The sequence below is a fragment of the Variovorax sp. AC103 genome, from assembly GCF_979254005.1.
Genome location: NZ_CEEDFC010000003.1, coordinates 102,147 through 125,237 on the forward strand (window position 1 = coordinate 102,147; position 23,091 = coordinate 125,237).

Below are 23,091 nucleotides of genomic sequence, written 5' to 3' on the forward strand. Positions count from 1 at the left end.
CGTTGTCGATGCCCCGGCGTTGAAGGCTCAGGCCTTCCCCGGCCCGGGCGGCTCCGGCAGCTCGATCTTCTGCCCCGCCGGCGAACTTGCCAGGCTCTGCGCCGGCCGCCGCAGCGTCGCGTCGAACGGGTTGATCTTCGGCCCGATGGCCGCGGCCTCGCGCTTGAGCAGTTCCACCACCGTCGGCATGCGGTCGGCATTGAGCCGGTCGGCGATGGTGCCCACGCTCAGCGCGGCCACCGCGCGCCCTTCGCGGTCCAGGATGGGCACCGCCACGCCCGCCATGCCTTCGAGCAACCCAGTGTTGCGCCCCGCGTAGCCCTGCTGGCGCACGCGCTCGATCTCGGTGCGCAGGTACACCTCGTCGTACACGCCGTACTCGCGCACGCGCGACAGGTTGAAGCGGATCACCTCTTCACGCTCCGCCTCCGGCAAAAACGCCAGGATGGCCAGCGCCCCTTGCCCCACGCCCAGCGCAATGCGCCCGCCGATGTCGCCGGTGAACGAACGGATGGGAAACGGCCCTTCGCTGCGGTCCAGGCAGACGGCGTCGAAGCCGCTGCGCGCCAGCAGGAAGATGCTGTCCCCCAGGCTCGCGCACAGCCGCAGCAGCACCGGCCGGCAGATGGAGCGCAGGTCGCCGGGGTTGCCCGCACTGGCCGCGAGCGCAAAGAAATCGATGCCCAGGCGGTAGAGCTTGGTGCGCTCGTCCTGCTCGACCATGCCTTCGGCCATGAGCGACTGCAGCAAACGGTGCGTGGTGGCCTGCGTAAGGCCCACGGAACGTGCGATCTGCGTCACGCGCCCGCCCTCGGCCTGCACCGCGCCGAGCGCCCGGATCACCGAAAACACGCGCGGCACGCCGCCGCTGGACGGGGCGGTGGCCGGTGCGGCGTCCGAAGTGCTTTCCATACCTTGCTCCTGTGGAATCGTGCCAATTGCTTTGGGCAATTATATTCCATTGAACGGAATAAATTGAAGAAAGATTCTGATTAGTGGAATACCCGAGGCGATCTGGCGCAATCGTTGCAATAGAGTGAATCGAACGCAGCAAGCTGTCCATGGCCCGCACCAAGATGAATCCAGGTGCCCGGAGCCATCTTTTCGCTCCCGCAGAAAGGCAAGCCTCCATGTCATTCCTCCGGCTCACCGACGTCACCAAGTTCTATGGCGCCACCCGCGCGGTGTCGGCCATGAACCTCACGGTGGAAAAAGGCGAGTTCGTCTCGCTGCTCGGCCCCTCGGGCTGCGGCAAGACCACCACGCTGCAGATGATTGCGGGCTTCGAGGCCGTGAGCAGCGGGCGCATCGAGCTCGCGGGCAAGGACATCACGCACGCCAAGGCCAACACGCGCGGGCTGGGCATCGTGTTCCAGACCTATGCGCTGTTCCCGCACATGACGGTGGCCGACAACGTGAGCTTCGGCCTCGAGATGCGCAAGATGCCCAAGGCCGAGCGCAGCGAGCGCGTGAAGCAGGCGCTGGCGCTGGTGCACCTCGAAGCGCACGCCACGCGCTATCCGCGCGAGCTCTCGGGCGGCCAGCGGCAGCGCGTGGCGCTGGCGCGCGCGCTGGTCATCGAGCCGCCGGTGCTGCTGCTGGACGAGCCGCTCTCCAACCTGGACGCCAAGCTGCGCGAGGAGATGCAGTTCGAGCTGCGCCAGATCCAGCGCAAGGTGGGCACCACCACGGTGATGGTCACGCACGACCAGAGCGAGGCCATGTCCATCAGCGACCGCGTGGTGGTGATGGAAGCCGGCTGCGCCACGCAGATCGACCACCCGCAGCGCGTGTACGAGCATCCGAGCACGCGCTTCATCTCCACCTTCGTGGGCAAGGCCAACCTGCTGGACTGCCGCGTCTCCAGCAGCGGCGCCACGCGCACCTGCGTGGAAGTCGGCGCGCTCTCGCTCGACGTGGACGACACGGGCTTCAGCATCGACGCCGCGGCGCTGCTGAGCGTGCGGCCCGAAAAGCTGCAGCTGGTGCCGCCGGGGCAGGGCCGGCTCGACGGCGAAGTGCAGGAGCGCTTCTTCCTCGGCAGCCAGTGGCTCTACCGCGTGGCCACGGCCGTGGGCGACCTCACGGTGCTCAGCCCCAACGACGGGCGCGAGGCGCTCGAGGAAGGCGCCCGTACCGGCCTCGACTGGCCGGCGCACTGCATGCGGCTGCTGCCGGCGGAGAAAGCGGTCGCCGCATGAGCACCGCGCTGAAGCACAAGGCCACCCCGTGGTGGCTCAGCGCCCCCGCGCTGCTGCTGTTCACCGCGCTGCTGCTGGTGCCGCTGGCGCTCACGGCCGTGCTGTCGTTCAACGTGTACGACCCGGCCACGGGAGCGAAGGCGGGCGAGTTCACGCTCGCGCACTACGCGCTGGTGTTCTCCGACTCGTACTACCTGGGCATCTTCTGGCGCACCTTCTGGGTGTCGGGCCTGGTCACGCTGATCTGCGTGGTCATCGGCGCGCCCGAGGCCTATGTGCTCAGCCGCATGCGCAACCCGTGGCGCTCGATCCTTTTGCTGGTGGTGCTGGCGCCGCTGCTGGTGTCGGTGGTGGTGCGCGCCTTCGGCTGGAGCATGCTGCTCGGGCCCGAGGGCGCGGTCAACGGCCTGCTGGGGCTGCTGGGCATCGGCCCGGTGAAGATCCTGTACACCAGCACCGCCGTGGTCATTGCGCTGGTGCACGTGATGCTGCCGTTCATGGTGATCCCGGTGTGGACCTCGCTGCAGAAGCTGGACCCGGGCGTGGAGAACGCGGCCCTGTCGCTCAACGCCACGCCCTTCACCACGCTGCGGCGCATCGTGCTGCCGCAGGTGATGCCGGGCATTCTGTCAGGCAGCCTGATCGTGTTCGGCCTGGCCGCGAGTTCGTTCGCCATTCCGGGTCTGCTGGGCGGGCGGCGCCTGAAGATGGTCGCGACCATCGTCTACGACGAGTACCTGAGCGAACTCAACTGGCCGCTCGGTGCCGCTGTGGCCCTGGTTCTGCTTGTCGCGAATCTGGTCGTCATGCTCAGCTACAACCGTTTGGTCGAAGGCCGCTACAAGAAAGCGCTGGGCTGAGCCATGAACAAGAACGGCCCCATCGCCCTCGCGTTCAACGCGCTCGTCATCACCTTCATGCTCGCGCCGCTGGTGGTGGTGTGCATCGTGGCGTTCACGCCCGAGAACACGCTGACCATTCCGACCACGCACTTCTCGCTGCGCTGGTTCCGCGCGGTGTTCGCGCACCCCGACTTCATGCAGTCGTTCTGGAACAGCCTGTGGCTCGCGCTGAGTTCGGCCACCATCGCCACGCTGCTGGCGGTGCCGGCCGGCATGGCGATCACGCGCTACGCGTTTCCGGGGCGCAACTTCCTCAACGGCCTGTTCCTGTCGCCGCTGATCGTGCCGCACCTGGTGCTGGGCGTGGCGCTGCTGCGGCTGTTCTCGCTGGTCGGCGGCACGGGCAGCTTCGCCTGGCTGGTGATGGCGCATGCGCTCATCGTCACGCCCTACACGCTGCGCCTGGTGGTGGCGGCGCTGGTGGGCTTCGACCGCAGCGCCGAGCAGGCCGCGCTGTCGCTGGGCGCGAGCCAGGCCACGGTGTTCCGCCGCATCACGCTGCCGATGATCCTGCCGGGCGTCACGGGCGGCTGGATGCTGTCGTTCATCAACAGCTTCGACGAGGTGACCATGTCGATCTTCGTCACCTCGCCCAGCACGGTGACGCTGCCGGTGCGCATGTACATGTACGCCACCGAGTCGATCGACCCGCTGATGGCGGCGGTGTCGGCGCTGATGGTGGCGGTCACGGCCTTCGCGATGGTGCTGCTCGACCGCATCTACGGGCTGGACCGCGTGCTGGTGGGACGCAGCAAATGACGATCACTTCTCATGCCTTGCTGCACCGCGTGGCCGAGACCACCGGCCGCGAGGCCGTGGCCTTCACGCTCGACGGCGTGCCCGCCAGCGCACTCGCCGGCGACACCGTGCTGACCGCCGTGCTCACCCAAGGCGCCCAGCTGCGGCGCAACGAATTCAGCGGCCTGCCGCGCGCGGGCTTCTGCATGATGGGCGCCTGCCAGGACTGCTGGATCGCCACCGGCGACGGTGACCGGCTGCGCGCGTGCTCGACCTTCATCGCGCCGGGCATGGCGCTGGTCACGGGAAAGATCGGCGCATGACGGGCTCAGGCGACATCCGCCCCGTGATCGTCGGTGCCGGCCCGGCCGGCGTGCGCGCGGCGCAGACGCTGGTGGCCTACGGCCTGCGGCCCGTGGTGATCGACGAGGCCTCGCGCGCCGGCGGCCAGATCTACCGCCGCCCGCCCGCCAGCCTGGCGCAGCGCAGCACGCAAACGCTCTACGGCCTGGAGTCGAAGCGCGCCGAAGGCGTGCACGCCTCCTTCGACGCGCTGCAGGGCCGCATCGAGCACCGGCGCGACAGCCTGGTGTGGAACGCGCAGGACCGGCTGCTCGACGTGATGCACGGCCCCACGCACACCAACCACCGCGTGCCCTACAGCCACCTGATCGTGGCCACGGGCGCCACCGACCGCGTGCTGCCGGTGCCGGGCTGGACGCTGCCGGGCGTGTACACGCTGGGCGGCGCCCAGGTGGCGCTCAAGTTCCAGGGCTGCGCCATCGGGCAGCGCGTGGTGTTCATGGGCACCGGACCGCTGCTGTACCTGGTGGCGTACCAATATGCGAAGGCCGGCGTGAAGGTGGCCGCGGTGCTGGACACCGCGCGCCTGTCCGACCAGCTGGCCGCCACGCCCGCCATGCTCACCCAGCCCGCGGTGTTCGCCAAGGGCGTGTACTACGTCGGCTGGCTGCGCGCGCACGGCGTGGCGCTGCACAGCGGCGTGCGCCCGCTGCGCGTGCTCGGCGACGACGCGCAAGGCCGCGTGACCGGCGTGGCCTGGCAAGACGGCCACGAGGAACGCACGCTGGCCTGCGACGCGGTGGGCTTCGGCTACGCGCTGCGCTCCGAGACGCAGCTGCCCGACCTGCTGGGCTGCCGCTTCGACTACGCGCCCATGCACCGCGCGCACCTGCCGGTGTGCGACGCGGCGGGCCGCTCCAGCGTGCAGGGCGTGTACCTCGCGGGCGACGGCGCCGGCATCATGGGTGCGGATGCGGCCGAGTGGGCCGGCGAGCGCGCGGCGCTGGCGCTGCTGGCGGACAACGGCATGCCCGTCGACACGGCCCGTGCATCGGCGCTGGAACGCAAGCTGGGCAAGCTCGTCGGCTTTCGCCGGGGGCTGGAGCGCGCCTTCCCCGTGCCGCAGGACTGGGCCGCGCACGCCAGCGACGACCTGGTGGTCTGCCGCTGCGAAAACATCACGGCCGGCACCTTGCGCCAGGCCGTCGCGATCAACGGCGCCGACGAAATGAACCGCCTGAAGGCCCTGTCGCGCGTCGGCATGGGCCGCTGCCAGGGCCGCATGTGCGGCGTGGCCGCGGCAGAAATCCTGGCGCACGCGACGCAGCAACCGCTGCAGCAGGTCGGGCGGCTGCGTGGCCAGGCGCCGATCAAGCCGATTCCGCTGCGGCTCGCGCCCGCCGAAGCGACCGCCGAAACGAGCGAAATGGCCGGCAAGGCGACCGACGAAGGAACCGGCGAATGAGCGGCATCACCCCCCTGAAGACCGACGTCGCCATCGTCGGCGGCGGCATCGTCGGTGCGTCGGCCGCGCTCGCCTTGCGCCGCATGGGCCTGGGCGTGGTGCTGCTGGAGCGCGACCTGTGCGGCTCGCGTTCGAGCGGCGTGAACTTCGGCGGCGTGCGCCGCCAGGGCCGCCCGCTGAGCCAGCTGCCGCTGACGCAGCGCGCGCACCGCATCTGGGGCCAGCTGCCCGCGCTGCTGGGCACCGACGGCGAATACATCCGCTCGGGCCATTTCAAGATCGCGCGCAGCGAGGCCGACATGGCCTCGCTGGAGCGCTACCGCGCCATGAGCAGCGACTTCGACCTGGGCCTGGAGCTGATCTCCGCCGCGCGCCTGCGCACGCAATGCCCCTGGCTCGGCACGCGCGCCATGGGCGGCTCGCTGTGCCCGGAAGACGGGCAGGCCAACCCGCGCCTGGTGTCGCCGGCCTTCGCGCTGGCGGCGCGGCGCGCGGGCGCGCAGGTGCTGGAGCGCCACAAGGTCGACGAGGTGGCGCACGACGGCGCCCTCTTCATGGTGCGCGCGACGCATGCCGAAGGCACGCTCGAAGTGCAGGCCCCGGTGCTGCTGAACTGCGCCGGCGCCTGGGCCGGCGCCATCGCCGCCCAGTTCGGCGAGACGCCGCCCATGCGCGCACGCAGCCCCGTGATGGCGGTGACCGAGCCGGTGCCGCACTTCATGGCATGGAGCCTGGGCGTGGAGGGCGGCGGCATCTACTGCCGGCAGGTCGCGCGCGGCAACCTCGTGATGGGCGGCGGCACCGGCATCACGCTCAGCGCCGACCGCGCGCGCGCCGACCACGACGCCATCGCCATGCTCGCGATGCAGGCGGTCGAGTTGCTGCCCACGCTGCGCCACGCGCATTTCATCCGCACCTGGGGCGGCACCGAGGGCTACCTGCCCGACCGTGAACCGGTGCTCGGCCCGAGCCGCACCACGCCGGGCCTGTTCCACGGCTTCGGCTTCGCGGGCGCGGGCTTCCAGATCGGCCCGGCCGCCGGCGAGGTGCTGGCCGAACTGGCGCGCGACGGGCGCACCGACACACCCATCGACGCCTTCGCCATCGGGCGCTTCGACGAAGAACCCGTTTCAGTTTCCGTTTCCCACGCCTGACCCCTGCCCGAACTCCCACCCTGAACTTGATTGGAGAGCACACCATGTCCCGCACCGCCAAGTCCCCCTCCCTGCTCTGCGCCGTCGCTTTCGCGGCGCTGCTTGCCGCCGCCGGCACCGCCAGCGCGCAGAACAAGACGATCTACATCGGCATGAACGGCGGCACCATGGAGAAGGCGTACACGCAGTACGTGTTCCCGGCCTTCGAGAAGGCCTACGGCGCCAAGGTGGTGGTGGTGCCGGGCACTTCGTCCGACATCCTGGCCAAGGCCCAGGCCAACAAGGACAAGCCGCAGATGCACGTGATGTTCCTCGATGACGGCATCATGGTGCGCGCCATCGGCATGGGGCTGTGCCAGAAGCAGAAGCCCAACCCCTCGCTCAGCGAGATCTATCCGGCCGCGCGCTTCAAGGACGACATGGCCAGCGGCGTGAGCCTGGGCATGACGGGCCTGGCCTACAACGCGAAGATGTTCAAGGAAAAGGGCTGGGCGCCGCCCACCTCGTGGATGGACCTGGCCGACCCCAAGTTCAAGGGCAAGGTGGTGTTCCAGTCGATGTCGTCCTCGTCCTTCGGGCTGCACGGCTTCCTGATGTTCAACCGCATCCAGGGGGGCAACGACAAGAACGTGGAGCCCGGCTTCAAGGCCTGGCCCACCACCGTCGGCCCGAACGTGCTGGAGTACATCCCGAGTTCGGCAAAGCTGTCGGAGATGGTGCAGACCAATGAAGCGGCCATCTTCCCGCTGACGCCCACGGCCGTGGCCGCGCTCAAGACCAAGGGCATCCCGGTGGAGTACGCGCCGCCCAAGGAAGGCGCGGTGGTGCTCATGGTGGGCCAGTGCGTCATCGCCAACAACAGCGAACCCGAGCTGTCGCAAAAGCTCGCCGAGTTCCTGCTGAGCCCGGTGGCGCAGGCCAACGTGCTGCAGTACGGCGCGCAGATTCCGACCAACCCCAAGGCGCCGGCCGAGGGCGAAGGCGCGGCGCAGGTGGCGGACATCAACAAGTGGATGAAGACGGCCGTCACCATCGACTGGGAAAGCATCAACGCGAACCGGCCCGCATGGAACGCGCGCTGGAACAAGACGATAGAGAAGTGATCCGTCAACCCTGCGCGCCGGTTCTTCCGGTTTTGCGCAGCAGCACCGGCAGGCACAGCAGATAGAGCGACGCCCCCGCCAGCCACACGATGCCCGGAAAGCGCGTGCGGAACGCGAAGTAGAGCGGGCTGATGAGCAGCGGGCCGAACACCGCCGCCAGGCTGGTGATGCTCGCGAGCACGCCCTGCAGCCGCCCCTGCTGCGCCTCGCCCACGCGCGCCGAGAGCGTCGCCTGCAGCGCCGGGGCGCAGACGCCGCCCATGCACAGGAGCGGCAGCATCGCGATGGCCATCCAGCCCTGCGTGGCGAAGGCAATCAGCGCATAGCCCGTGCCGTCGGCGATGGTGCCGATGGCGATGGCCGCGCGCTCGCCCCAGCGCTCGACCACCGGGCCGGCGACGAAGCCCTGCACCAGCGCGTGCAGCAGGCCAAAGACCGCGAGCGAGAGGCCGACCATGGTGCCGTTCCAGGCGTAGCGGTCCTGCCCGTAGATCACCCAGGTCGTTCCGGCGACCTCGCCCACCAGCACCAGCAGCAGGAAGACGCCGAGCAAGGGCAGCAGCGCCGGAAAGCTGCTGGCCCAGCGCAGCGGCGCGAGCGGATGCACCACGCCGCGATCGAAGGGTTTCGTGGCGAGTGCCGGCGGGCGCGACTCGCGCAACACCAGCACACCGACGAGGAAGGTCACGCCGTTGAGCACCGCAGCCGCGACGAACGGCAGCCGCACGCCGTGGTCGCCGAGCACGCCGCCGATGGCCGGCCCGGCAATGAAGCCCAGGCCGAAGCAGGCGCCCATGCGGCCGAACCATCGCGCGCGCTGGTGCTCGGGCGTGAGGTCGGCAATGGCGGCGGAGGCCACGGCGGTGCTCGCGCCCGTCATGCCCGCGATCGCACGGCCCACGAAGAGCATCCACAGCGAGGGCGCGAAGGCCATGAAGAGCGCGTCGATGGCAGCGCCCGCCACCGAGATGAGCAGCACAGGCCGGCGGCCGAAGCGGTCGCTGAGCGCGCCGAGCACGGGTGCGCAGAGGAACTGCATCAGCGCGTAGAGCGAGAGAAAGGCGCCGAAGCGCCAGCCGAGGTCGCCGGTGTGGCCGACCTCGCGCAGCAGGCCCGGCACGATGGGCATGACCAGGCTGATGCCCACGGCGTCGAGCGTGACAATGGCCAGGATCACGGCATGCGCGCGGCCGGCGCCCGCCAGGGTGTCAGGGGAACGGTGGAAATTTATCATTGATAAGGAATTATCAGCGATAAATTCCTGGCCGTGAAGCGGCGGCGCGCGCCGGCCTGCGCATCAACATCTACATCGGTACACATCGGCATGAAACTGGACCGCGAAGCGATCCTCGAGGCAGCGCTCGCGCTGCTGGACGAGGTCGGCATGGACAAGCTCAGCACCCGGCTGCTGGCCGAGCGGCTGGGCGTGCAGCAGCCCGCGCTGTATTGGCATTTCAAGAACAAGCGCGCGCTGCTGGACGCAATGAACGGCCAGATCCTGCACGGCACGCACGAGCGCAAGCTGCCGCTGCCTGGGGAGACCTGGGACGCGTTCCTGCGCGAGAACGCGCACAGCTTCCGGCGCGCGCTGCTGGTACGGCGCGACGGTGCCCGGTTGCATGCGGGCTCGGAGCCCGACCCGGGCGACCTCGACATGGTCGAGGCCCAGATCGCCGCGGTCGTCGGCCTGGGCGTGCCGGTGGTGCAGGCGATGACGCTGCTGATCGCGCTGGGCCGCTACACCGTGGGTTGCGTGCTGGAGCAACAGGCGGCGCCGCCCGACGCGGCAGCGCAGCAGCAGGCGCTGGACGCCGCCGCGGCTTCGCGCCCGCTGCTGGCCGAGGCCTTCGCGAGCTACAGAAAGGCCGGGCCGGACGCGCTGTTCGAGATCGGCGTGGACCTGATGCTCGAAGGCGCGAAGGCACGCCTGGCCGACAGCGCCCGTGCGGAAGTTGTGAAGGTCCCTGCGCCCAAACCTAGACCCAAAGCCAAACCCAAAGCCAAACCCGTGCGCCGCGCCCCCGCCGGGCGCGGCTGAAGCCGCCTCAGCGCGCGGCGTCTTCCAGGATCCAGCCCGCCGCCTTCTCGGCCATCATCAACGTGGGGCTGTTGGTGTTGCCGCTGGTGATGGTGGGCATCGCGCCCGCGTCGACCACGCGCAGGCCCTGCACGCCGCGCACGCGCAGGCGCGCATCGAGCACGGCCATCGGGTCGCCGTCGGCGCCCATCTTCGTGGTGCCCACCGGGTGGAAGATGGTGGTGGCGATGTCGCCGGCCAGCCGCGCCAGGTCTTCGTCGGTTTGGTACTGCACGCCGGGCTTCCACTCCTGCGGCTTGTACTTGGCCAGCGCGGGCTGCTGGGCGATGCGGCGCGTCACGCGCAGCGACTCGGCCGCCACCTGGCGGTCTTCGTCGGTGCTCAGGTAGTTGGGCGCAATGGCCGGCGCGTCCTCGAAGCGCTTGCTCTTGATGCGCACCGAGCCCCGGCTCGTCGGGTTGAGGTTGCACACGCTCGCGGTGAAGGCCGGAAAGCTGTGCAGCGGATCGCCGAAGGCGTCCAGCGACAGCGGCTGCACGTGGTACTGCAGGTTGGGCCATTCGCGCTCGGGCGAACTGCGCGTGAAGGCGCCGAGCTGCGAGGGCGCCATGCTCATCGGGCCGCTGCGCTTCATCAGGTATTCGAGGCCGATCCTGGCCTTGCCGACCATCGAGGATGCCATCACGTTGAGCGTGGGCGCACCGTCGATCTTGTAGACCGCGCGAATCTGCAGGTGGTCCTGCAGGTTGGCGCCGACGCCGGGCGCGTCGAGCACCACGTCGATGCCGTGCTGGCGCAGCAGGTCGGCCGGGCCGATGCCCGAGAGCTGCAGGATCTGCGGCGAGCCGATGGCGCCCGCGCTCAGCACCACCTCGCGCTCGGCGTACGCGGTGGTCATCTCGGTGCCGTTCCACACCTCGGCGCCGGTGCAGCGGCGCGTGCCGTCGGGCTGCGTCTCGAACAGCAGGCGCGAGACCTGCGCGCCGGTCCACAGCTCGAAGTTGGGCCGGCCGTAGCAGGTGGGGCGCAGGAAGGCCTTGGCGGTGTTCCAGCGCCAGCCGTTCTTCTGGTTGACCTGGAAGTAGCCCACGCCTTCGTTGCTGCCGCGGTTGAAGTCGGTGGAGTGCGGCACGCCGGCCTGCTCGGCGGCGGCCGCGAAGGCGTCCAGGATGTCCCAGCGCAGGCGCTGCTTTTCCACGCGCCATTCGCCGCCCGCGCCGTGCATTTCGTCGGCGCCCAGGTAGTGGTCTTCGTGCTTCTTGAAGGCCGGCAGCACGTTCTGCCAGCGCCAGCCGTCGTCGCCGGTGAGGTCGGCCCAGTGCTCGTAGTCGCGCGACTGGCCGCGCATGTAGATCATGCCGTTGATGCTGGAGCTGCCGCCCAGCGTCTTGCCGCGCGGGTAGCGCAGGACGCGGCCGTTGAGGCCGGCGTCGGGCTCGGTGCTGTAGAGCCAGTCGGTGCGCGGGTTGCCGATGCAGTACAGGTAGCCCACCGGAATGTGGATCCAGTGGTAGTCGTCCTTGCGGCCGGCCTCGATGAGCAGCACGCGCTTGCGCTTGTCGGCGCTCAGCCGGTTGGCCATGAGCGAGCCCGCGGTGCCCGCGCCGATGATGATGTAGTCGAAGGTGTGGTCGTTGTCTCTCATGGTCTTTTTGTTCCGTCTTCTTGCCGGGTGGCGTGCTGCGAGCGCAGGGTTGCGGCCCCTGCGTTCGCGCGCGCCGCTGGACGCATTTAACGCGAGCTTTGCCTTCGATGCCCTCGGTGCCCGGCCGCGCTCCCTCTCGCGGCCGGCCCGGCGCGGCTTACTTGGCCGTGGGCATCACGAACTCGGCGCCCTTGCCGATGCTTTCCGGCCAGCGCTGCATGACCGACTTCTGCTTGGTGTAGAAGCGCACGCCCTCTTCGCCGTAGGCATGCATGTCGCCGAACAGCGAGCGCTTCCAGCCGCCGAAGCCGTGCCAGGCCATGGGCACGGGAATGGGCACGTTGATGCCGACCATGCCCACCTGGATGCGGCGGCTGAATTCGCGCGCCACGTTGCCGTCGCGGGTGAAGCAGCTCACGCCGTTGCCGAATTCGTGCGCGTTGACGAGGTCGACCGCGTCCTTGAAGCTGGCCACGCGCACGCAGCTGAGCACCGGGCCGAAGATCTCTTCCTTGTAGATGCGCATCTCGGGCGTGACGTGGTCGAACAGCGTGCCGCCCATCCAGAAACCGTCGCCGCAACCCTCGCCGGCCTTGCTGCCGTCGAAGCCGCGGCCGTCGACCAGCAGCTTGGCGCCTTCCTTCTCGCCCAGGTCGATGTAGCCGGTGATGCGCTCGTGCGCAGCACGCGTGACGATCGGGCCCATTTCGGCGGCGAGGTTGGTGCCGTTGAGCACCTGCAGGGTCTTGGTGCGCTCGATGAGCTTGGGAATGATCTTGTCGGCCACGTCGCCCACCAGCACCGCCACGCTGATGGCCATGCAGCGTTCGCCGGCCGAGCCGTAGCCCGCGCCGATCAGCGCATCCACCGTCTGGTCGATGTCGGCATCGGGCATGACCACCATGTGGTTCTTGGCGCCGCCCAGCGCTTGCACGCGCTTGCCGTGGTGCGCGCCGGTTTCGTAGATGTAGTTGGCGATGGGCGTGGAGCCCACGAAGCTGATGGCCTTGACGTCGGGGTGCTCGAGCAGCGCGTCGACGGCGACCTTGTCGCCCTGCACCACGTTGAACACGCCGTCGGGCAGGCCGGCTTCCTTCAGCAGCTCGGCCATGCGCAGCGAGGCGCTCGGGTCGGTCGGGCTGGGCTTGAGCACGAAGGTGTTGCCCGCGGCGATGGCCACCGGGAACATCCACATCGGCACCATCACCGGGAAGTTGAAGGGCGTGATGCCCGCGACCACGCCCAGGGGCTGGCGCAGGGTCCAGTTGTCGATGCCGGTGCTCACCTGGTCGGTGAAGTCGCCCTTGAGCAGTTGCGGAATGCCGCAGGCGAACTCGACGATGTCGATGCCGCGGCTGACTTCGCCCTGCGCGTCGGTGAAGACCTTGCCGTGCTCGGCGGTGATGAGATGGGCCAGCTCGTCCTTGTGCTCGTTGAGCAGCTGCAGGAACTTGAACATGACGCGCGCGCGGCGAATGGGCGGGGTGTCGGCCCAGGCCGGAAAGGCGGCCTGCGCGGCGGCCACGGCCGCCGCGACCTGGGCCGTGTCGGCCAGGCCGACCTTGCCGGTGACGGCGCCGGTGGCGGGGTTGGTCACGTCCTGCGTGCGGCCGGAGGTGTTGGCGGCGGGCTTGCCGGCGATGTAGTGGTCGAGGGAGGTGGTCATGGAAAAGGCTTTGCTGTCGGGGAGGATGCGGGCAGTTTAGGCAGCGTCGTGTTCCGCGCCTAGCCATGAGGCTTGAACTTATTGTTCACTCTGCTGAACAATGCAAGCATGAAACCCCAAAATATCGAGGCGCTCTGGACGCACCTGCACTGGCTCACGGTGCTGGCGCAACAGGGCAGCTTCACGGCCGCGGCACTGCGCCTGGGCGTGAGCAAGGCGGCCATGAGCCAGCGCATCGCGGAGCTGGAGCGCGCGGCCGGCGCCCCCCTGGTGCAGCGCACCACGCGCAGCGTGCGGCTCACGGAGGCGGGCCAGCGGCTGGTGGAGGACATGCGCGGGCCTTTCGAGCAGATCGCGCACAGCTTCGCGGGCGTGCGCGACCTGGCCGGCGTGCCGCGCGGGCTGGTGCGCGTGACGGCGCCGGTGGCCTTTGCGCGCCAGCAGCTGGTGCCGCGGCTGGCCGAGTTCCTGCGCGCGCAGCCGGAGGTGCGCATCGAGCTGGACCTGTCGGACCGGCTCAGTTCGCTGGCGATGGAGGGCTTCGACCTGGCCATTCGCCACACGGCCGCGCCGCCCGACACGCACGTGGCCTGGACGCTTTGCGACACCCGCTCGCTGCTGGTGGCCAGCCGCGCCTACCTGCGCCGCCGCGGCACGCCGCGCGAACCACAGGCGCTGGCCGGCCACGACTGCCTGCACTACCCGCGCGCGCAGGACACGCCGACCTGGCATTTCGAGGCCCGAAAGCAGATCAAGGGCAAGGCCGCGGCGCCGCGCATCACGGTGCCGGTCTCGGGGCCGCTGGTCGCGAACAACAGCGAGGCCTTGCGCGACGCGGCGCTGACGGGGCTGGGCATTGCGCTGGTGCCGGACTTCAGCGCGCAGTCGGCGCTGCAGGCGGGCAAGCTGGTGGAGGTGCTGCCGCAGTGGCGCTCGGTGGGGGCCTTCGGCGAGCGGCTGTATGCGATACGGCCGTACGCCACGCATGTGCCGCAGGCGGTGACGGCGTTCGTGGGGTGGCTGCGGGCGGCATTGGCGGAAGGGTTTTCGGCGTGAACACGCGCCGAACGGCGTACCGAACCTGAAGAAAACCTGAACAAACGGCGTCCTGCCCTACGCAAACGAAGGGTCTGTGACATACGGCACACGGATGCACGCGGTTACGATGCGCCCTTTCCCCGCTTTTTGTCTACTTTCCCCCTCATTCGCCCTATGTCACCAGCCACTTCGCCTGCCGACGCTTCAGCCGCCGACAGCGCGTGGCCCCGCGTAGCGCAGCAGGCGCAGGACGGAAGGCAGTGGACGGTGGCCAGCGGCCGCTGGACCGCGCTGGGCATGTCGTCCAAGCCGGCCTGGCTGGGCCTGTCCAGGAGCCTGGAGGCCGCCCCGCCCGCCGACGATCGCGCCTGGGACCTGCGCCCGGTCCAGCAGCTGGACCACATCGGCGCGCAACTGCTGTGGGACCACTGGCGCCACGAATGGCCCGCCACGCTCGAAATGGCGCCGCAGCACAAGGCGGTGCTCGACCAGGTGGCGCAGTACACCGTCGCCACGCCCGAGGAGCCCCCGCCCACGCTGACCGACCGCATCCGCGCGTTCGCGCACAACGGGCCGCGCGCCATGGTCGTGATGCGCGACTTCACCGGGCTGATCGGCCAGCTCGCGATCGACGTGGGGCGCCTGATTCGCGCGCCGCACCGCGGGCCGTGGCGCGACTTCTCGGGGCACCTGTACCAGTTCGGCGCCACGGCGCTGCACATCACGGCGCTGGTCGGGCTGCTGATCGGCGTGGTGCTGGCCTACCTCATTTCTCAGCAGCTGCGCCAGTACGGCGCCGAGAGCTTCGTGGTCAACATCCTCGGGCTGTCGCTGGTGCGCGAGCTGGGGCCGGTGCTGGCGGCGGTGCTCATCGCCGGCCGCTCGGGCTCGGCCATCACGGCGCAGATCGGCGTGATGCGCGTCACGGAAGAACTCGACGCGATGCGCGTGATGGGCATTGCGCACGGCTTCCGGCTGGTGATGCCGCGGGTGCTGGCGCTGGCCATCGCGATGCCGCTGATCAGCCTGTGGACCTCGATGGCGGCGCTGGCCGGCGGCATGCTGGCGGCCGACGCGGCGCTCGACATTTCGCCGGCGTACTTCCTGTCGGCGCTGCCGCGCGCGGTGCCGATTTCGAACCTGTGGCTGGCCATGGCCAAGTCGGCGGTGTTCGGCGTGCTGATTGCGCTGATCGGCTGCTACTTCGGCATGAAGGTCAAGCCCAACACCGAGAGCCTGGGGCGCGGCACCACCTCGTCGGTGGTGACATCCATCACCGCGGTGATTCTGGTGGACGCACTGTTCGCCGTGCTCTTCAAGGGCATCGGGTTCCGGGGATGACGCGATGAGCATGCCCGTGCGCCCCGACACCGACACCGCCGTGGTGGACATCCGCAACCTGTGGACGGTGCTCGAGAACACCGACGGCGACCAGGTGGTGCACCGCGACCTGCAGCTGCACATCGACCGCGGCGAGGTGCTCTCCCTGGTCGGCGGCTCGGGCACCGGCAAGACGGTGCTGCTGCGCCAGATCCTGGGGCTGGAGAAGCCCACGCGCGGCACGGTCGAGGTGCTGGGGCAGGAGCCCGGCGAGCTCAGCGCCTCGGGCGCGGCCAACGTGGGCATGCTGTTCCAGCACGGCGCGCTGTTCTCGGCCTTCAGCGTGCTGGAGAACATCGCCTTTCCGCTGCGCGAGCTGAAGCTGCTGCCCGACGAGCTGATCCGCCACGCGGCGCTGGTGAAGCTGCAGATGGTGGGGCTGGAGCCGCAGCACGCCAACAAGAGCCCGTCGGACCTGTCGGGCGGCATGATCAAGCGCGTGGCGCTGGCGCGCGCGCTCATCATGGACCCGCCGCTGCTGCTGCTGGACGAACCCACGGCCGGCCTGGACCCCGAGGCGTCGGACAGCTTCTGCAACCTGCTGCGCGGCCTGCACCGCGAGCTGGGCCTCACGGTGGTGATGGTCACGCACGACCTGGACACGCTGTTCGACCTGAGCACCCGCATCGCGGTGCTGGCCGACCAGAAGGTGATCGTCACCGGCGCGGCGCGCGACGTCATTGCGTACCCGCATCCCTTCATCCACGAATACTTTCTCGGCGGGCGCGGCCAGCGTGCCCTGGAAGCCCTGCATGACAAACCCGCCGAAGCATCCCCATCGCAGCCCGCCGCGCAGGCGGGCCGCTGAAAGGTAGGTAGCCCCCATGGAAAACAAGGCCCATGCCCTCGCCGCCGGCGCCTTCGTGCTCGGCCTCATTGCCGCGCTCGTCGCGCTGGTGATCTGGTTCACGCGCGACAACACCGTGCGCAACGTCTACGAACTGTCCACGCGCGAGGCCGTCAGCGGGCTGCAGCCGCAGGCCATGGTGCGCTACCGCGGCATCGCGGTGGGCAAGGTGACGTCGATCGACTTCGACCCCAAGGTGAAGGGCAACGTGCGCGTGCGCATCACGGTCGACGAGCGCGTGCCGCTCACCACCTCGAGCTATGCCACGCTGAGCTACCAGGGCGTGACCGGCCTGGCCTTCATTGCGCTGGACGACAAGGTCGGCTCCAACGTGATGCTCAAGCCCAACGACGACGACCCGCCGCGCATTCCGCTCAAGCCGTCGATGCTGGCGCAGCTGCAGGACCGCGGCGAAGCCATCATCAACCAGGTCGAAGAGGTGACCCAGCGCGCCAACAAGCTGCTGAGCGACCCCAACCAGAAACGCGCGGCCGATGCGCTGGAGAACATCGCCGCGGCCTCGGCGAGCGCCAACACGCTGCTCAAGACGCTGGACAACACGGTCAAGACCGGCCTGAACCCGGCCCTCACCAAGCTGCCCGACACCATGGCCTCGGTGAAGAAGGCGGCCGGCGACGTCTCGCGCGTGGCCAACAACTTCAACACCACCGTGAGCCGGCTGAACGCGCCCGACGGTCCGGTCGAACGCCTGAGCGACGGTACCAAGGCGCTGGCGCAGGCGGTCGATTCGTTCAACGCGGCCACGCTGCCGCGCGTGAACCGCGTGGCCGACGACACCTCGCACGCCGTGCGCCGGCTGGGCCGCGCGGCGGACAGCATCAACGACAACCCGCAATCGCTGCTGTTCGGCAACGGCGGCGCGGTCGCGGGCCCGGGCGAGCCGGGCTTCAGCGCGCCGGCCGCGGCGCGGCCCTGATGACACGGGCCGCAAGAACAGGTCGCGCGAACAGGCGCACAGGAGCACCGACCATGAACACCATCCGATCCCTGACCACCCCGCTGGCCCTCGGCCTCGTGCTGCTGGCCGCCGGCTGCGGTGCGCTGCCCGACAAGCCGGCGCGCGCCACGCTCTACGACTTCGGCCCGGGCATGACGGCCCCGGCCGCCGCGCCTGCAGTGGCCAGCCTGCCCACGCTGGCGCTGGCCGAGTTCGAGAGCAACTCGCGGCTCGACGGCACGCAGATCCTGTACCGCCTGGGCTATGCGGACGCCAACGAGCTGCGCCCCTACGGCCAGTCGCGCTGGAGCCAGCCGCCCGCGCAACTGCTGCGCCAGCGCCTGCGCGACGCGCTGGCCGCGCGCCGCATGGTGCTCGGCCCGGAAGAAAGCGCGACCATCGCGCGCGGCAAGGGCGAAGTGCCCGACACGCTGCGCATCTCGCTGGACGAGTTCAGCCACTACTTCGATTCGGCCAGCGCCAGCGTGGGCCTGGTGCGCCTGCGCGCCACGCTGATCCGCGGCACCGCCGGCGGCGACCGCGTGCTGGGCCAGCGCACCTTCACCGTGCGCAGCCCCGCGGCCAGCGCCGACGCGCCCGGCGGCGTGAAGGCGCTGGTCGCGGCCAGCGACAAGGCTTCGGCCGAGCTGGTGCAGTGGGTGGGCGAGCTGCAGCAGCAGACGCCGCGGCAGTAAGCTGGCGCTCCCTGCCGCGCACGAAGGACCGCTCCCATGAACGCGACACGCATCGTCGGCATCCTGTTGATCGTGGCCGGCATCGCGGCCATCGGCCTGGGCAGCTTCAGCTTCACCAAGGAAACCCACCAGGCCAAGCTGGGCCCGCTGGAGTTCTCGGTGAAGGAGCAGCAGACCGTCAACATCCCCGCCTGGGCCGGCGTGGCCGCGATCGTGGTGGGCGGGGCCCTGCTCCTGCTGGGCGGCAGGAAGGGCTGAGCCTTCAGCCCAGGCCGGCCAGCAGCTGCGGCAACAACGCTTCGGCCGGGCCGCGCAGCACCACCGTGGCCGCCTCGTCCAGGTGCGGCAGCGGCTCCAGGTTGAGCGTGACCAGCCGCGCACCGTGCGCCAGCGCGGTCTGCGGCAGCTCGGCGGCCGGGTAGACGATGGTGGTGCTTCCGACCACCATGAACAGATCGCACTCCTGCGCCGCCACCTGGGCGTCGAGCAGCACGCCCGCATTCAGCATCTCGCCGAACATCACGACGTCGGGCCGCGCGTGGGAGCCGCAGCGCAGGCAGCGGTGGAAGGGCCACGGCCCGCTGCGGTTGCCGCAATGGTCGCAGCGCCAGCGGCGCAGCGAGCCGTGCAGTTCGAGCACGTCCTGCCCGCCCGCCAGCGTGAGCAGGCCGTCGACGTTCTGCGTGACCAGGCGCGTGGCCGGGCGCAGCCGCTGCAGTTGCGCCAGCGCGGCATGGCCCGGGTTGGGCTCCGCCGACTCGATCACCGACAGGCGCTGTGCCCAGAACCTGGTGAAGCCGGACGGGTCGCGCGCCAGGTCTTCGGCATGGGAAAACTGCAGCGCGCTCTGGCTCTTCCACAGGCCGTCGGCATCGCGGTAGGTCGGAATGCCCGAGGCGCGGGACAGGCCGGCGCCGGAGAAGACGACGATGCGCCGGGCGTTGGCCAGCAGTTCGGCGGCGGCGTGGACAGACGAAGAGATATCGGGTGCGGCAGGCGTCATCGCTCGGGTCTGGGGGAATTCGCTGCGGGCGGCGCGACGGTGGCGCCCAGGCGTTGCGACACGGTGTCCGCGCAGGCCTTGAGCGCGCGGGCAATCTCGCCGTCCCACGCGGTGTTGAAGATGCCGGCCGGGCCGATGGCGGTCACGGCCAGCACGATGGCGCCGGTGTGGTCGAACACGGGCGCGGCCATGGCGCTCACGCCCTCGATGACCTCGCCGTCGGAGCGGCTGATGCCGTGGTCGCGCACCTCTTGCAGCTGGCGCTCGAAGTCGCTCCACGAGGGCAGCGGCTGCACCTGCGGCATGCCGGCCGGCGGCGGCGGCTCGGCGCCCTTGCGCTGCTTCTGGCGCTGGCGCTCGTCGTCGAGCAGCTGGCGCACCACCCCAGCGTCGAGGTAGGTGGCGAACACGCGGCCCGAGGCGGTGTGGGTCAGCGAGAACACCGTGCCGTGGCGCATGTTCACATGCACCGGAGAAGGCGACTCGGCCGTGCGCACGATGGTCGCGCCGCGCGCGCCCCACACGGCCAGCGCCACGGTGTGGCCGAGCTGCTGGGCCAGCTGGGCGATCAGCGGGGTGGCGATGTGCACCGGGTCGGCCTGCTGCAGGCTGATGAGCCCCAGTTGCAAGGCGAGCGGGCCGAGCAGATAGTGGCCGCTGGCGCGGTCCTGCTCGATCAGGCCCAGCCGCCCGAAGCTGACCATGTACGGATGCGCCTTGGCGGGCGTCATGTCGGCCTCGCGCGCCAGGTCTTTCAGCGCCATCGGCCGGCCGTGGTGCACCAGCGCGCGCAGCAGCTGTCCGCCGACTTCGATGCTCTGGATGCCGCGCTGGGCGCGGTCGGTGTCATTGGCTGCCATGGCCCGCCGATCGTTCGTTCATGAAGAAGGGATTAGACATTAACTGATCCGACGCTTACACTGCCAAAATTCGTTCACCGCAAATTCGTTCGCCTTAGACGAATTTCAAGATCCACCCCACCGACGGAGACAACACGATGAGCCAAGCCAAGAAGTTCGCCAGCCAGGCCGACATGGAAGAGAAGAAGATCACCTTCAGCCAGATCTCGGAGCACGCCTGGGCCTACACCGCCGAGGGCGACCCCAACACCGGCATCGTCATCGGCGACGACTGCGTGCTGGTGGCCGACACCCAGGCCACGCCCGCCATGGCCGCCGACGTGGTGCGCCGCATCCGCGAAGTGACCGACAAGCCCATCAAGTACGTGGTGCTCACGCACTACCACGCGGTGCGCGTGCTGGGCGCGGCCGGCTACTTCGAGAAGGGCGCCGGCCACATCCTGGCCAGCCAGGACACGCGCGACCTGATCGTGGAGCGTGGCGAGGAAGACAAGGCCAGCGAAATCGGCCGCTTCCCGCGCCTGTTCCAGAACGTCGAAACGGTGCCCCCGGGCCTGACCTGGCCGACCATGACCTTCACCGGCAAGATGACGCTGTGGCTGGGCAAGCTCGAGGTGCAGCTCATCCAGCTGGGCCGCGGCCACACCAAGGGTGACACGGTGGTCTGGCTGCCGCAGGAGCGCACGCTGCTGTCGGGCGACCTGGTCGAGTTCGGTGCCACGCCGTACGCCGGCGACGCCTACTTCAAGGACTGGCCGCAGACGCTGGACAACATCGCCGCGCTGAAGCCCGCCGCGCTGGTGCCGGGCCGCGGCGCCGCGCTCACCACGCCCGAAGCCGTGGCCGAGGGCCTGACGGGCACGCGCAACTTCATCTCCGACGTGTATGCCAGCGTGCAAGAGGGCGTGAAGGCCGGGCGCGACCTGAACGCGGTCTACAAGGACACCTACGAGAAACTCAAGCCCAAGTACAGCCAGTGGGTGATCTTCGACCACTGCATGCCCTTCGACGTGAGCCGCGCGTACGACGAGGCCTCGGGCCATGCGGACCCGCGCGTGTGGACGGCGCAGCGCGACATCGACATGTGGAAGGCCCTCGAGGGCTGATCCCGCATGGCTCCCTCCCCCGCTGGGGGAGGGCTGGGGTGGGGGCAGGCAGAGCGCCGGTTTCGAGCGCCGTCGAGCCCCCATCCCGACCTTCCCCCAAACGGGGAAGGAGCAGGACAAAGACAAAGGACACGGAGACAAGTACGTGATCGACTACCAGAGCCTGCGCTTCGACTACAAGCGCCACGCCGACCAGGACGCCCCCGCCTCCACGCCTGCCCGCCACCCCGTCGTGATCGTCGGCGCCGGCCCCGTGGGCCTCACGCTGGCCATCGACCTCGCGCTGCGCCAGGTCCCGGTCGTGCTGCTGGACAACGACAACACGCTGTCCAGCGGCTCGCGCGCCATCTGCTTCGCCAAGCGCACGCTGGAGGTGTTCGACCGCCTCGGCTGCGGCGACCGCATGGTCGACAAGGGCGTGTCGTGGAACGTGGGCAAGGTGTTCTTCCACGACGAACAGGTCTACCGCTTCGACCTGCTGCCCGAGCCCGGCCACGAGCGCCCGGCCTTCATCAACCTGCAGCAGTACTACGTCGAGGGCTATCTCGTGGAACGCGCCGCGGCGCTGCCGCTGATCGACCTGCGCTGGAACCACAAGGTGACGGGCATCGAACAGGACGACGACGGCGCGGTGCTGACCGTGGAGACGCCCGACGGCAGCCACCGGTTGCAGGCCGGCTACGTCGCCGCCTGCGACGGCTCGCGCTCCAACCTGCGCCAGCTGCTGGGCCAGGAAGCCAAGGGCCGCACCTTTCGCGACCGCTTCCTGATCGCCGACATCACCATGGACGCGCAGTTGCCGACCGAGCGCCGCTTCTGGTTCGACCCCTCGTTCCACCCCGGCCAGAGCGTGCTGCTGCACAAGCAGGCCGACGGCATGTGGCGCATCGACTTCCAGCTCGGCTGGGACGCCGACCCGGTGGAAGAGCGCAAGCCCGAGAACATCACGCCGCGCGTGCGCGCGCTGCTCGACAGCATCGGCTTTGCCGACGTGCAGTTCCAGATCGGCTGGGCCAGCGTCTACACCTTCGCCTGCCAGCGCATGGAGCGCTTTCGCCACGGCCGCGTGCTGTTCGCGGGCGACTCGGCGCACGGCGTGTCGCCCTTCGGCGCGCGCGGCGCGAACTCGGGCGTGCAGGACGCGGACAACCTCGCCTGGAAGCTCGCGGCGGTGGTGCAGGGCCAGGCGCCCGACGCCCTGCTCGACAGTTACGCCAGCGAGCGCGAATTCGCGGCCGACGAGAACATCCGCAACTCCACCCGCGCAACCGACTTCATCACGCCCAAGAGCGACGTGAGCCGCCTGTTCCGCGACGCGGTGCTGGAGTTGACCAAGCGCCACGCCTTTGCGCGCACGCTGGTCAACAGCGGGCGGCTGTCGGTGGCCACGGTGCTGCGCGACTCGCCGCTGAACACGGCCGATGCCGACAGCTTCGCGGGTGCGATGGTGCCGGGCGCCGCGGCGGCCGACGCGCCGGTGGTGCGTGCCGACGGCGGCACCGGCTGGCTGCTGCGCGAGTGCCATGTCGAACGCTTCACCGCGCTCGTCTTCGGCCAGGGCGAAGCCGCCGAGCGAAGCCTGCAGGCACTGAAGGCCGCCGACTTGCCGCTGCACGTCGTGCGCGTGGAAGCCGACGGCACCGGCGCGGAACTCGCCACGCAGCGCTACGACGCGCAACCCGGTACCGTCTACCTGCTGCGGCCCGACCAGCACGTGTGCGCGCGCTGGCGTCAACCCGCGGCAGCGGACATCCGCGCGGCGCTGGCCCGCGCACTGGCCAAGGCATGAACACGATGCAATTGATCACCACGCCCCACCTCGACGCGCCCGACGATTTCTACGAGGCGCTCATCGAAGCCCACCAGGGCCTTTCCACCGACGAGAGCCACGCTTTCAACGCGCGCCTCGTGCTGGTGCTGGCCAACCATGTCGGCTCGCTGGCCGTGCTGCGCGAGGCCTTCGACGCGGCACGCGCCGGCTGAGCGCCC

23 protein-coding genes are annotated in these 23,091 nt (G+C 69.8%); 17 read left to right on the forward strand and 6 right to left on the reverse strand.

Annotated features, from left to right (window positions below; all coding sequences use genetic code 11):
• Positions 1-27: 27 nt before the first annotated feature.
• Positions 28-912: an IclR family transcriptional regulator gene (locus AC0IYU_RS05165; RefSeq protein WP_472113852.1), complete on the reverse strand. Its 885-nt coding sequence runs from the start codon at positions 910-912 to the stop codon at positions 28-30.
• 218 nt (positions 913-1,130) lie between these two features.
• Here AC0IYU_RS05165 and AC0IYU_RS05170 point away from each other — a divergent pair, with 218 nt between their 5' ends.
• Genes AC0IYU_RS05170 through AC0IYU_RS05200 form a run of 7 tightly spaced genes read left to right on the forward strand, consistent with a single transcriptional unit; the run spans position 1,131 to position 7,866 of the window.
• A complete protein-coding gene (locus AC0IYU_RS05170) occupies positions 1,131-2,201 on the forward strand; it encodes an ABC transporter ATP-binding protein (RefSeq protein ID WP_472113855.1) in 1,071 nt (356 codons plus the stop codon).
• Positions 2,198-3,061 (forward strand): ABC transporter permease, encoded by an 864-nt coding sequence (locus AC0IYU_RS05175; protein ID WP_472113858.1) that lies wholly within the window; start codon positions 2,198-2,200, stop codon positions 3,059-3,061. Before AC0IYU_RS05170 ends, AC0IYU_RS05175 begins: the two co-directional genes overlap by 4 nt.
• Before the next feature lie 3 nt (positions 3,062-3,064).
• Positions 3,065-3,862, forward strand: coding sequence for an ABC transporter permease (locus AC0IYU_RS05180; RefSeq protein ID WP_435438844.1), 798 nt, complete (start codon positions 3,065-3,067; stop codon positions 3,860-3,862).
• Complete coding sequence (locus AC0IYU_RS05185) at positions 3,859-4,164, forward strand: (2Fe-2S)-binding protein (protein ID WP_472113861.1); 306 nt, start codon at positions 3,859-3,861, stop codon at positions 4,162-4,164. The genes AC0IYU_RS05180 and AC0IYU_RS05185 overlap by 4 nt, the downstream gene beginning before the upstream one ends.
• Entirely contained in the window at positions 4,161-5,609 is a 1,449-nt protein-coding gene (locus tag AC0IYU_RS05190; protein ID WP_472113864.1) for an FAD/NAD(P)-dependent oxidoreductase, read from the forward strand. Before AC0IYU_RS05185 ends, AC0IYU_RS05190 begins: the two co-directional genes overlap by 4 nt.
• On the forward strand, positions 5,606-6,763 hold the full coding sequence (locus tag AC0IYU_RS05195; RefSeq protein ID WP_472113866.1) for an NAD(P)/FAD-dependent oxidoreductase: 1,158 nt from the start codon (positions 5,606-5,608) through the stop codon (positions 6,761-6,763). The genes AC0IYU_RS05190 and AC0IYU_RS05195 overlap by 4 nt, the downstream gene beginning before the upstream one ends.
• Positions 6,764-6,807: 44 nt before the next feature.
• Positions 6,808-7,866: an ABC transporter substrate-binding protein gene (locus AC0IYU_RS05200; protein ID WP_472113869.1), complete on the forward strand. Its 1,059-nt coding sequence runs from the start codon at positions 6,808-6,810 to the stop codon at positions 7,864-7,866.
• A 4-nt stretch (positions 7,867-7,870) separates the two neighbouring features.
• On the opposite strand, the gene tet is transcribed toward AC0IYU_RS05200, so the two are convergent.
• A complete protein-coding gene (gene tet, locus AC0IYU_RS05205; RefSeq protein ID WP_472113872.1) occupies positions 7,871-9,100 on the reverse strand; it encodes a Tet(A)/Tet(B)/Tet(C) family tetracycline efflux MFS transporter in 1,230 nt (409 codons plus the stop codon).
• Between the two features lie 90 nt (positions 9,101-9,190).
• On the opposite strand from tet, the gene tetR reads away from it, so the two are divergent.
• Positions 9,191-9,904 (forward strand): tetracycline resistance transcriptional repressor TetR, encoded by a 714-nt coding sequence (tetR, locus tag AC0IYU_RS05210; protein ID WP_472113875.1) that lies wholly within the window; start codon positions 9,191-9,193, stop codon positions 9,902-9,904.
• A 7-nt stretch (positions 9,905-9,911) separates the two neighbouring features.
• Here the strand turns inward: tetR and AC0IYU_RS05215 are convergent, their stop codons facing one another.
• Together AC0IYU_RS05215 and AC0IYU_RS05220 are read right to left on the reverse strand one after the other, a co-directional pair.
• Entirely contained in the window at positions 9,912-11,549 is a 1,638-nt protein-coding gene (locus AC0IYU_RS05215; RefSeq protein ID WP_472113877.1) for a GMC family oxidoreductase, read from the reverse strand.
• A gap of 157 nt (positions 11,550-11,706) precedes the next feature.
• On the reverse strand, positions 11,707-13,215 hold the full coding sequence (locus AC0IYU_RS05220; protein ID WP_472113880.1) for a CoA-acylating methylmalonate-semialdehyde dehydrogenase: 1,509 nt from the start codon (positions 13,213-13,215) through the stop codon (positions 11,707-11,709).
• Positions 13,216-13,323: 108 nt separating this feature from the next.
• On the opposite strand from AC0IYU_RS05220, the gene AC0IYU_RS05225 reads away from it, so the two are divergent.
• The 6 genes from AC0IYU_RS05225 to AC0IYU_RS05250 all read left to right on the forward strand — a co-directional run bounded on the left by AC0IYU_RS05225 (position 13,324) and on the right by AC0IYU_RS05250 (position 18,391).
• The gene (locus tag AC0IYU_RS05225) at positions 13,324-14,271 is read left to right on the forward strand and encodes a LysR family transcriptional regulator (RefSeq protein WP_472113882.1); all 948 of its coding nucleotides are present in this window, start codon (positions 13,324-13,326) and stop codon (positions 14,269-14,271) included.
• 156 nt (positions 14,272-14,427) lie between these two features.
• A complete protein-coding gene (locus AC0IYU_RS05230; RefSeq protein WP_472113885.1) occupies positions 14,428-15,594 on the forward strand; it encodes an MlaE family ABC transporter permease in 1,167 nt (388 codons plus the stop codon).
• A gap of 4 nt (positions 15,595-15,598) precedes the next feature.
• Positions 15,599-16,441, forward strand: coding sequence for an ABC transporter ATP-binding protein (locus AC0IYU_RS05235; RefSeq protein ID WP_472113888.1), 843 nt, complete (start codon positions 15,599-15,601; stop codon positions 16,439-16,441).
• Positions 16,442-16,457: 16 nt separating this feature from the next.
• Positions 16,458-17,417 carry an MlaD family protein gene (locus tag AC0IYU_RS05240; protein ID WP_472113891.1) on the forward strand — a complete coding sequence of 320 codons (960 nt, stop codon included), beginning with the start codon at positions 16,458-16,460 and terminating at the stop codon, positions 17,415-17,417.
• Between the two features lie 53 nt (positions 17,418-17,470).
• A complete protein-coding gene (locus tag AC0IYU_RS05245) occupies positions 17,471-18,133 on the forward strand; it encodes an ABC-type transport auxiliary lipoprotein family protein (RefSeq protein WP_472113893.1) in 663 nt (220 codons plus the stop codon).
• Between the two features lie 36 nt (positions 18,134-18,169).
• Positions 18,170-18,391 (forward strand): hypothetical protein, encoded by a 222-nt coding sequence (locus AC0IYU_RS05250; protein ID WP_435487216.1) that lies wholly within the window; start codon positions 18,170-18,172, stop codon positions 18,389-18,391.
• Positions 18,392-18,395: 4 nt separating this feature from the next.
• Here AC0IYU_RS05250 and AC0IYU_RS05255 read toward each other — a convergent pair whose 3' ends face one another.
• Positions 18,396-19,136, reverse strand: a complete 741-nt coding sequence (locus AC0IYU_RS05255; protein ID WP_472113896.1) for an SIR2 family NAD-dependent protein deacylase — start codon at positions 19,134-19,136, stop codon at positions 18,396-18,398.
• Positions 19,133-19,996, reverse strand: coding sequence for an IclR family transcriptional regulator (locus tag AC0IYU_RS05260; RefSeq protein WP_472113899.1), 864 nt, complete (start codon positions 19,994-19,996; stop codon positions 19,133-19,135). Before AC0IYU_RS05260 ends, AC0IYU_RS05255 begins: the two co-directional genes overlap by 4 nt.
• A 137-nt stretch (positions 19,997-20,133) precedes the next feature.
• Between AC0IYU_RS05260 and AC0IYU_RS05265 the strand changes: the two genes are divergently transcribed.
• The 3 genes from AC0IYU_RS05265 to AC0IYU_RS05275 all read left to right on the forward strand — a co-directional run bounded on the left by AC0IYU_RS05265 (position 20,134) and on the right by AC0IYU_RS05275 (position 23,085).
• On the forward strand, positions 20,134-21,102 hold the full coding sequence (locus tag AC0IYU_RS05265; RefSeq protein ID WP_435438827.1) for an MBL fold metallo-hydrolase: 969 nt from the start codon (positions 20,134-20,136) through the stop codon (positions 21,100-21,102).
• A 145-nt stretch (positions 21,103-21,247) separates the two neighbouring features.
• A complete protein-coding gene (locus AC0IYU_RS05270) occupies positions 21,248-22,891 on the forward strand; it encodes an FAD-dependent oxidoreductase (protein ID WP_472113902.1) in 1,644 nt (547 codons plus the stop codon).
• Positions 22,892-22,896: 5 nt separating this feature from the next.
• The gene (locus AC0IYU_RS05275; protein WP_435438825.1) at positions 22,897-23,085 is read left to right on the forward strand and encodes a DUF2783 domain-containing protein; all 189 of its coding nucleotides are present in this window, start codon (positions 22,897-22,899) and stop codon (positions 23,083-23,085) included.
• The last annotated feature ends 6 nt before the right edge of the window (positions 23,086-23,091 follow it).

Coding starts and splice junctions, on each gene's coding strand:
- AC0IYU_RS05170 (WP_472113855.1), top strand. CDS start 1,131: ATGTCATTCCTCCGGCTCACCGACGTCACCAAGTTCTATGGCGCCACC.
- AC0IYU_RS05175 (WP_472113858.1), top strand. CDS start 2,198: ATGAGCACCGCGCTGAAGCACAAGGCCACCCCGTGGTGGCTCAGCGCC.
- AC0IYU_RS05260 (WP_472113899.1), bottom strand. CDS start 19,996: ATGGCAGCCAATGACACCGACCGCGCCCAGCGCGGCATCCAGAGCATC.
- AC0IYU_RS05195 (WP_472113866.1), top strand. CDS start 5,606: ATGAGCGGCATCACCCCCCTGAAGACCGACGTCGCCATCGTCGGCGGC.
- AC0IYU_RS05215 (WP_472113877.1), bottom strand. CDS start 11,549: ATGAGAGACAACGACCACACCTTCGACTACATCATCATCGGCGCGGGC.
- AC0IYU_RS05275 (WP_435438825.1), top strand. CDS start 22,897: ATGCAATTGATCACCACGCCCCACCTCGACGCGCCCGACGATTTCTAC.
- AC0IYU_RS05240 (WP_472113891.1), top strand. CDS start 16,458: ATGGAAAACAAGGCCCATGCCCTCGCCGCCGGCGCCTTCGTGCTCGGC.
- AC0IYU_RS05220 (WP_472113880.1), bottom strand. CDS start 13,215: ATGACCACCTCCCTCGACCACTACATCGCCGGCAAGCCCGCCGCCAAC.
- AC0IYU_RS05235 (WP_472113888.1), top strand. CDS start 15,599: ATGAGCATGCCCGTGCGCCCCGACACCGACACCGCCGTGGTGGACATC.
- AC0IYU_RS05265 (WP_435438827.1), top strand. CDS start 20,134: ATGAGCCAAGCCAAGAAGTTCGCCAGCCAGGCCGACATGGAAGAGAAG.
- tet (WP_472113872.1), bottom strand. CDS start 9,100: ATGATAAATTTCCACCGTTCCCCTGACACCCTGGCGGGCGCCGGCCGC.
- AC0IYU_RS05225 (WP_472113882.1), top strand. CDS start 13,324: ATGAAACCCCAAAATATCGAGGCGCTCTGGACGCACCTGCACTGGCTC.
- AC0IYU_RS05185 (WP_472113861.1), top strand. CDS start 3,859: ATGACGATCACTTCTCATGCCTTGCTGCACCGCGTGGCCGAGACCACC.
- AC0IYU_RS05250 (WP_435487216.1), top strand. CDS start 18,170: ATGAACGCGACACGCATCGTCGGCATCCTGTTGATCGTGGCCGGCATC.
- AC0IYU_RS05190 (WP_472113864.1), top strand. CDS start 4,161: ATGACGGGCTCAGGCGACATCCGCCCCGTGATCGTCGGTGCCGGCCCG.
- AC0IYU_RS05180 (WP_435438844.1), top strand. CDS start 3,065: ATGAACAAGAACGGCCCCATCGCCCTCGCGTTCAACGCGCTCGTCATC.
- AC0IYU_RS05255 (WP_472113896.1), bottom strand. CDS start 19,136: ATGACGCCTGCCGCACCCGATATCTCTTCGTCTGTCCACGCCGCCGCC.
- tetR (WP_472113875.1), top strand. CDS start 9,191: ATGAAACTGGACCGCGAAGCGATCCTCGAGGCAGCGCTCGCGCTGCTG.
- AC0IYU_RS05245 (WP_472113893.1), top strand. CDS start 17,471: ATGAACACCATCCGATCCCTGACCACCCCGCTGGCCCTCGGCCTCGTG.
- AC0IYU_RS05165 (WP_472113852.1), bottom strand. CDS start 912: ATGGAAAGCACTTCGGACGCCGCACCGGCCACCGCCCCGTCCAGCGGC.
- AC0IYU_RS05200 (WP_472113869.1), top strand. CDS start 6,808: ATGTCCCGCACCGCCAAGTCCCCCTCCCTGCTCTGCGCCGTCGCTTTC.
- AC0IYU_RS05230 (WP_472113885.1), top strand. CDS start 14,428: ATGTCACCAGCCACTTCGCCTGCCGACGCTTCAGCCGCCGACAGCGCG.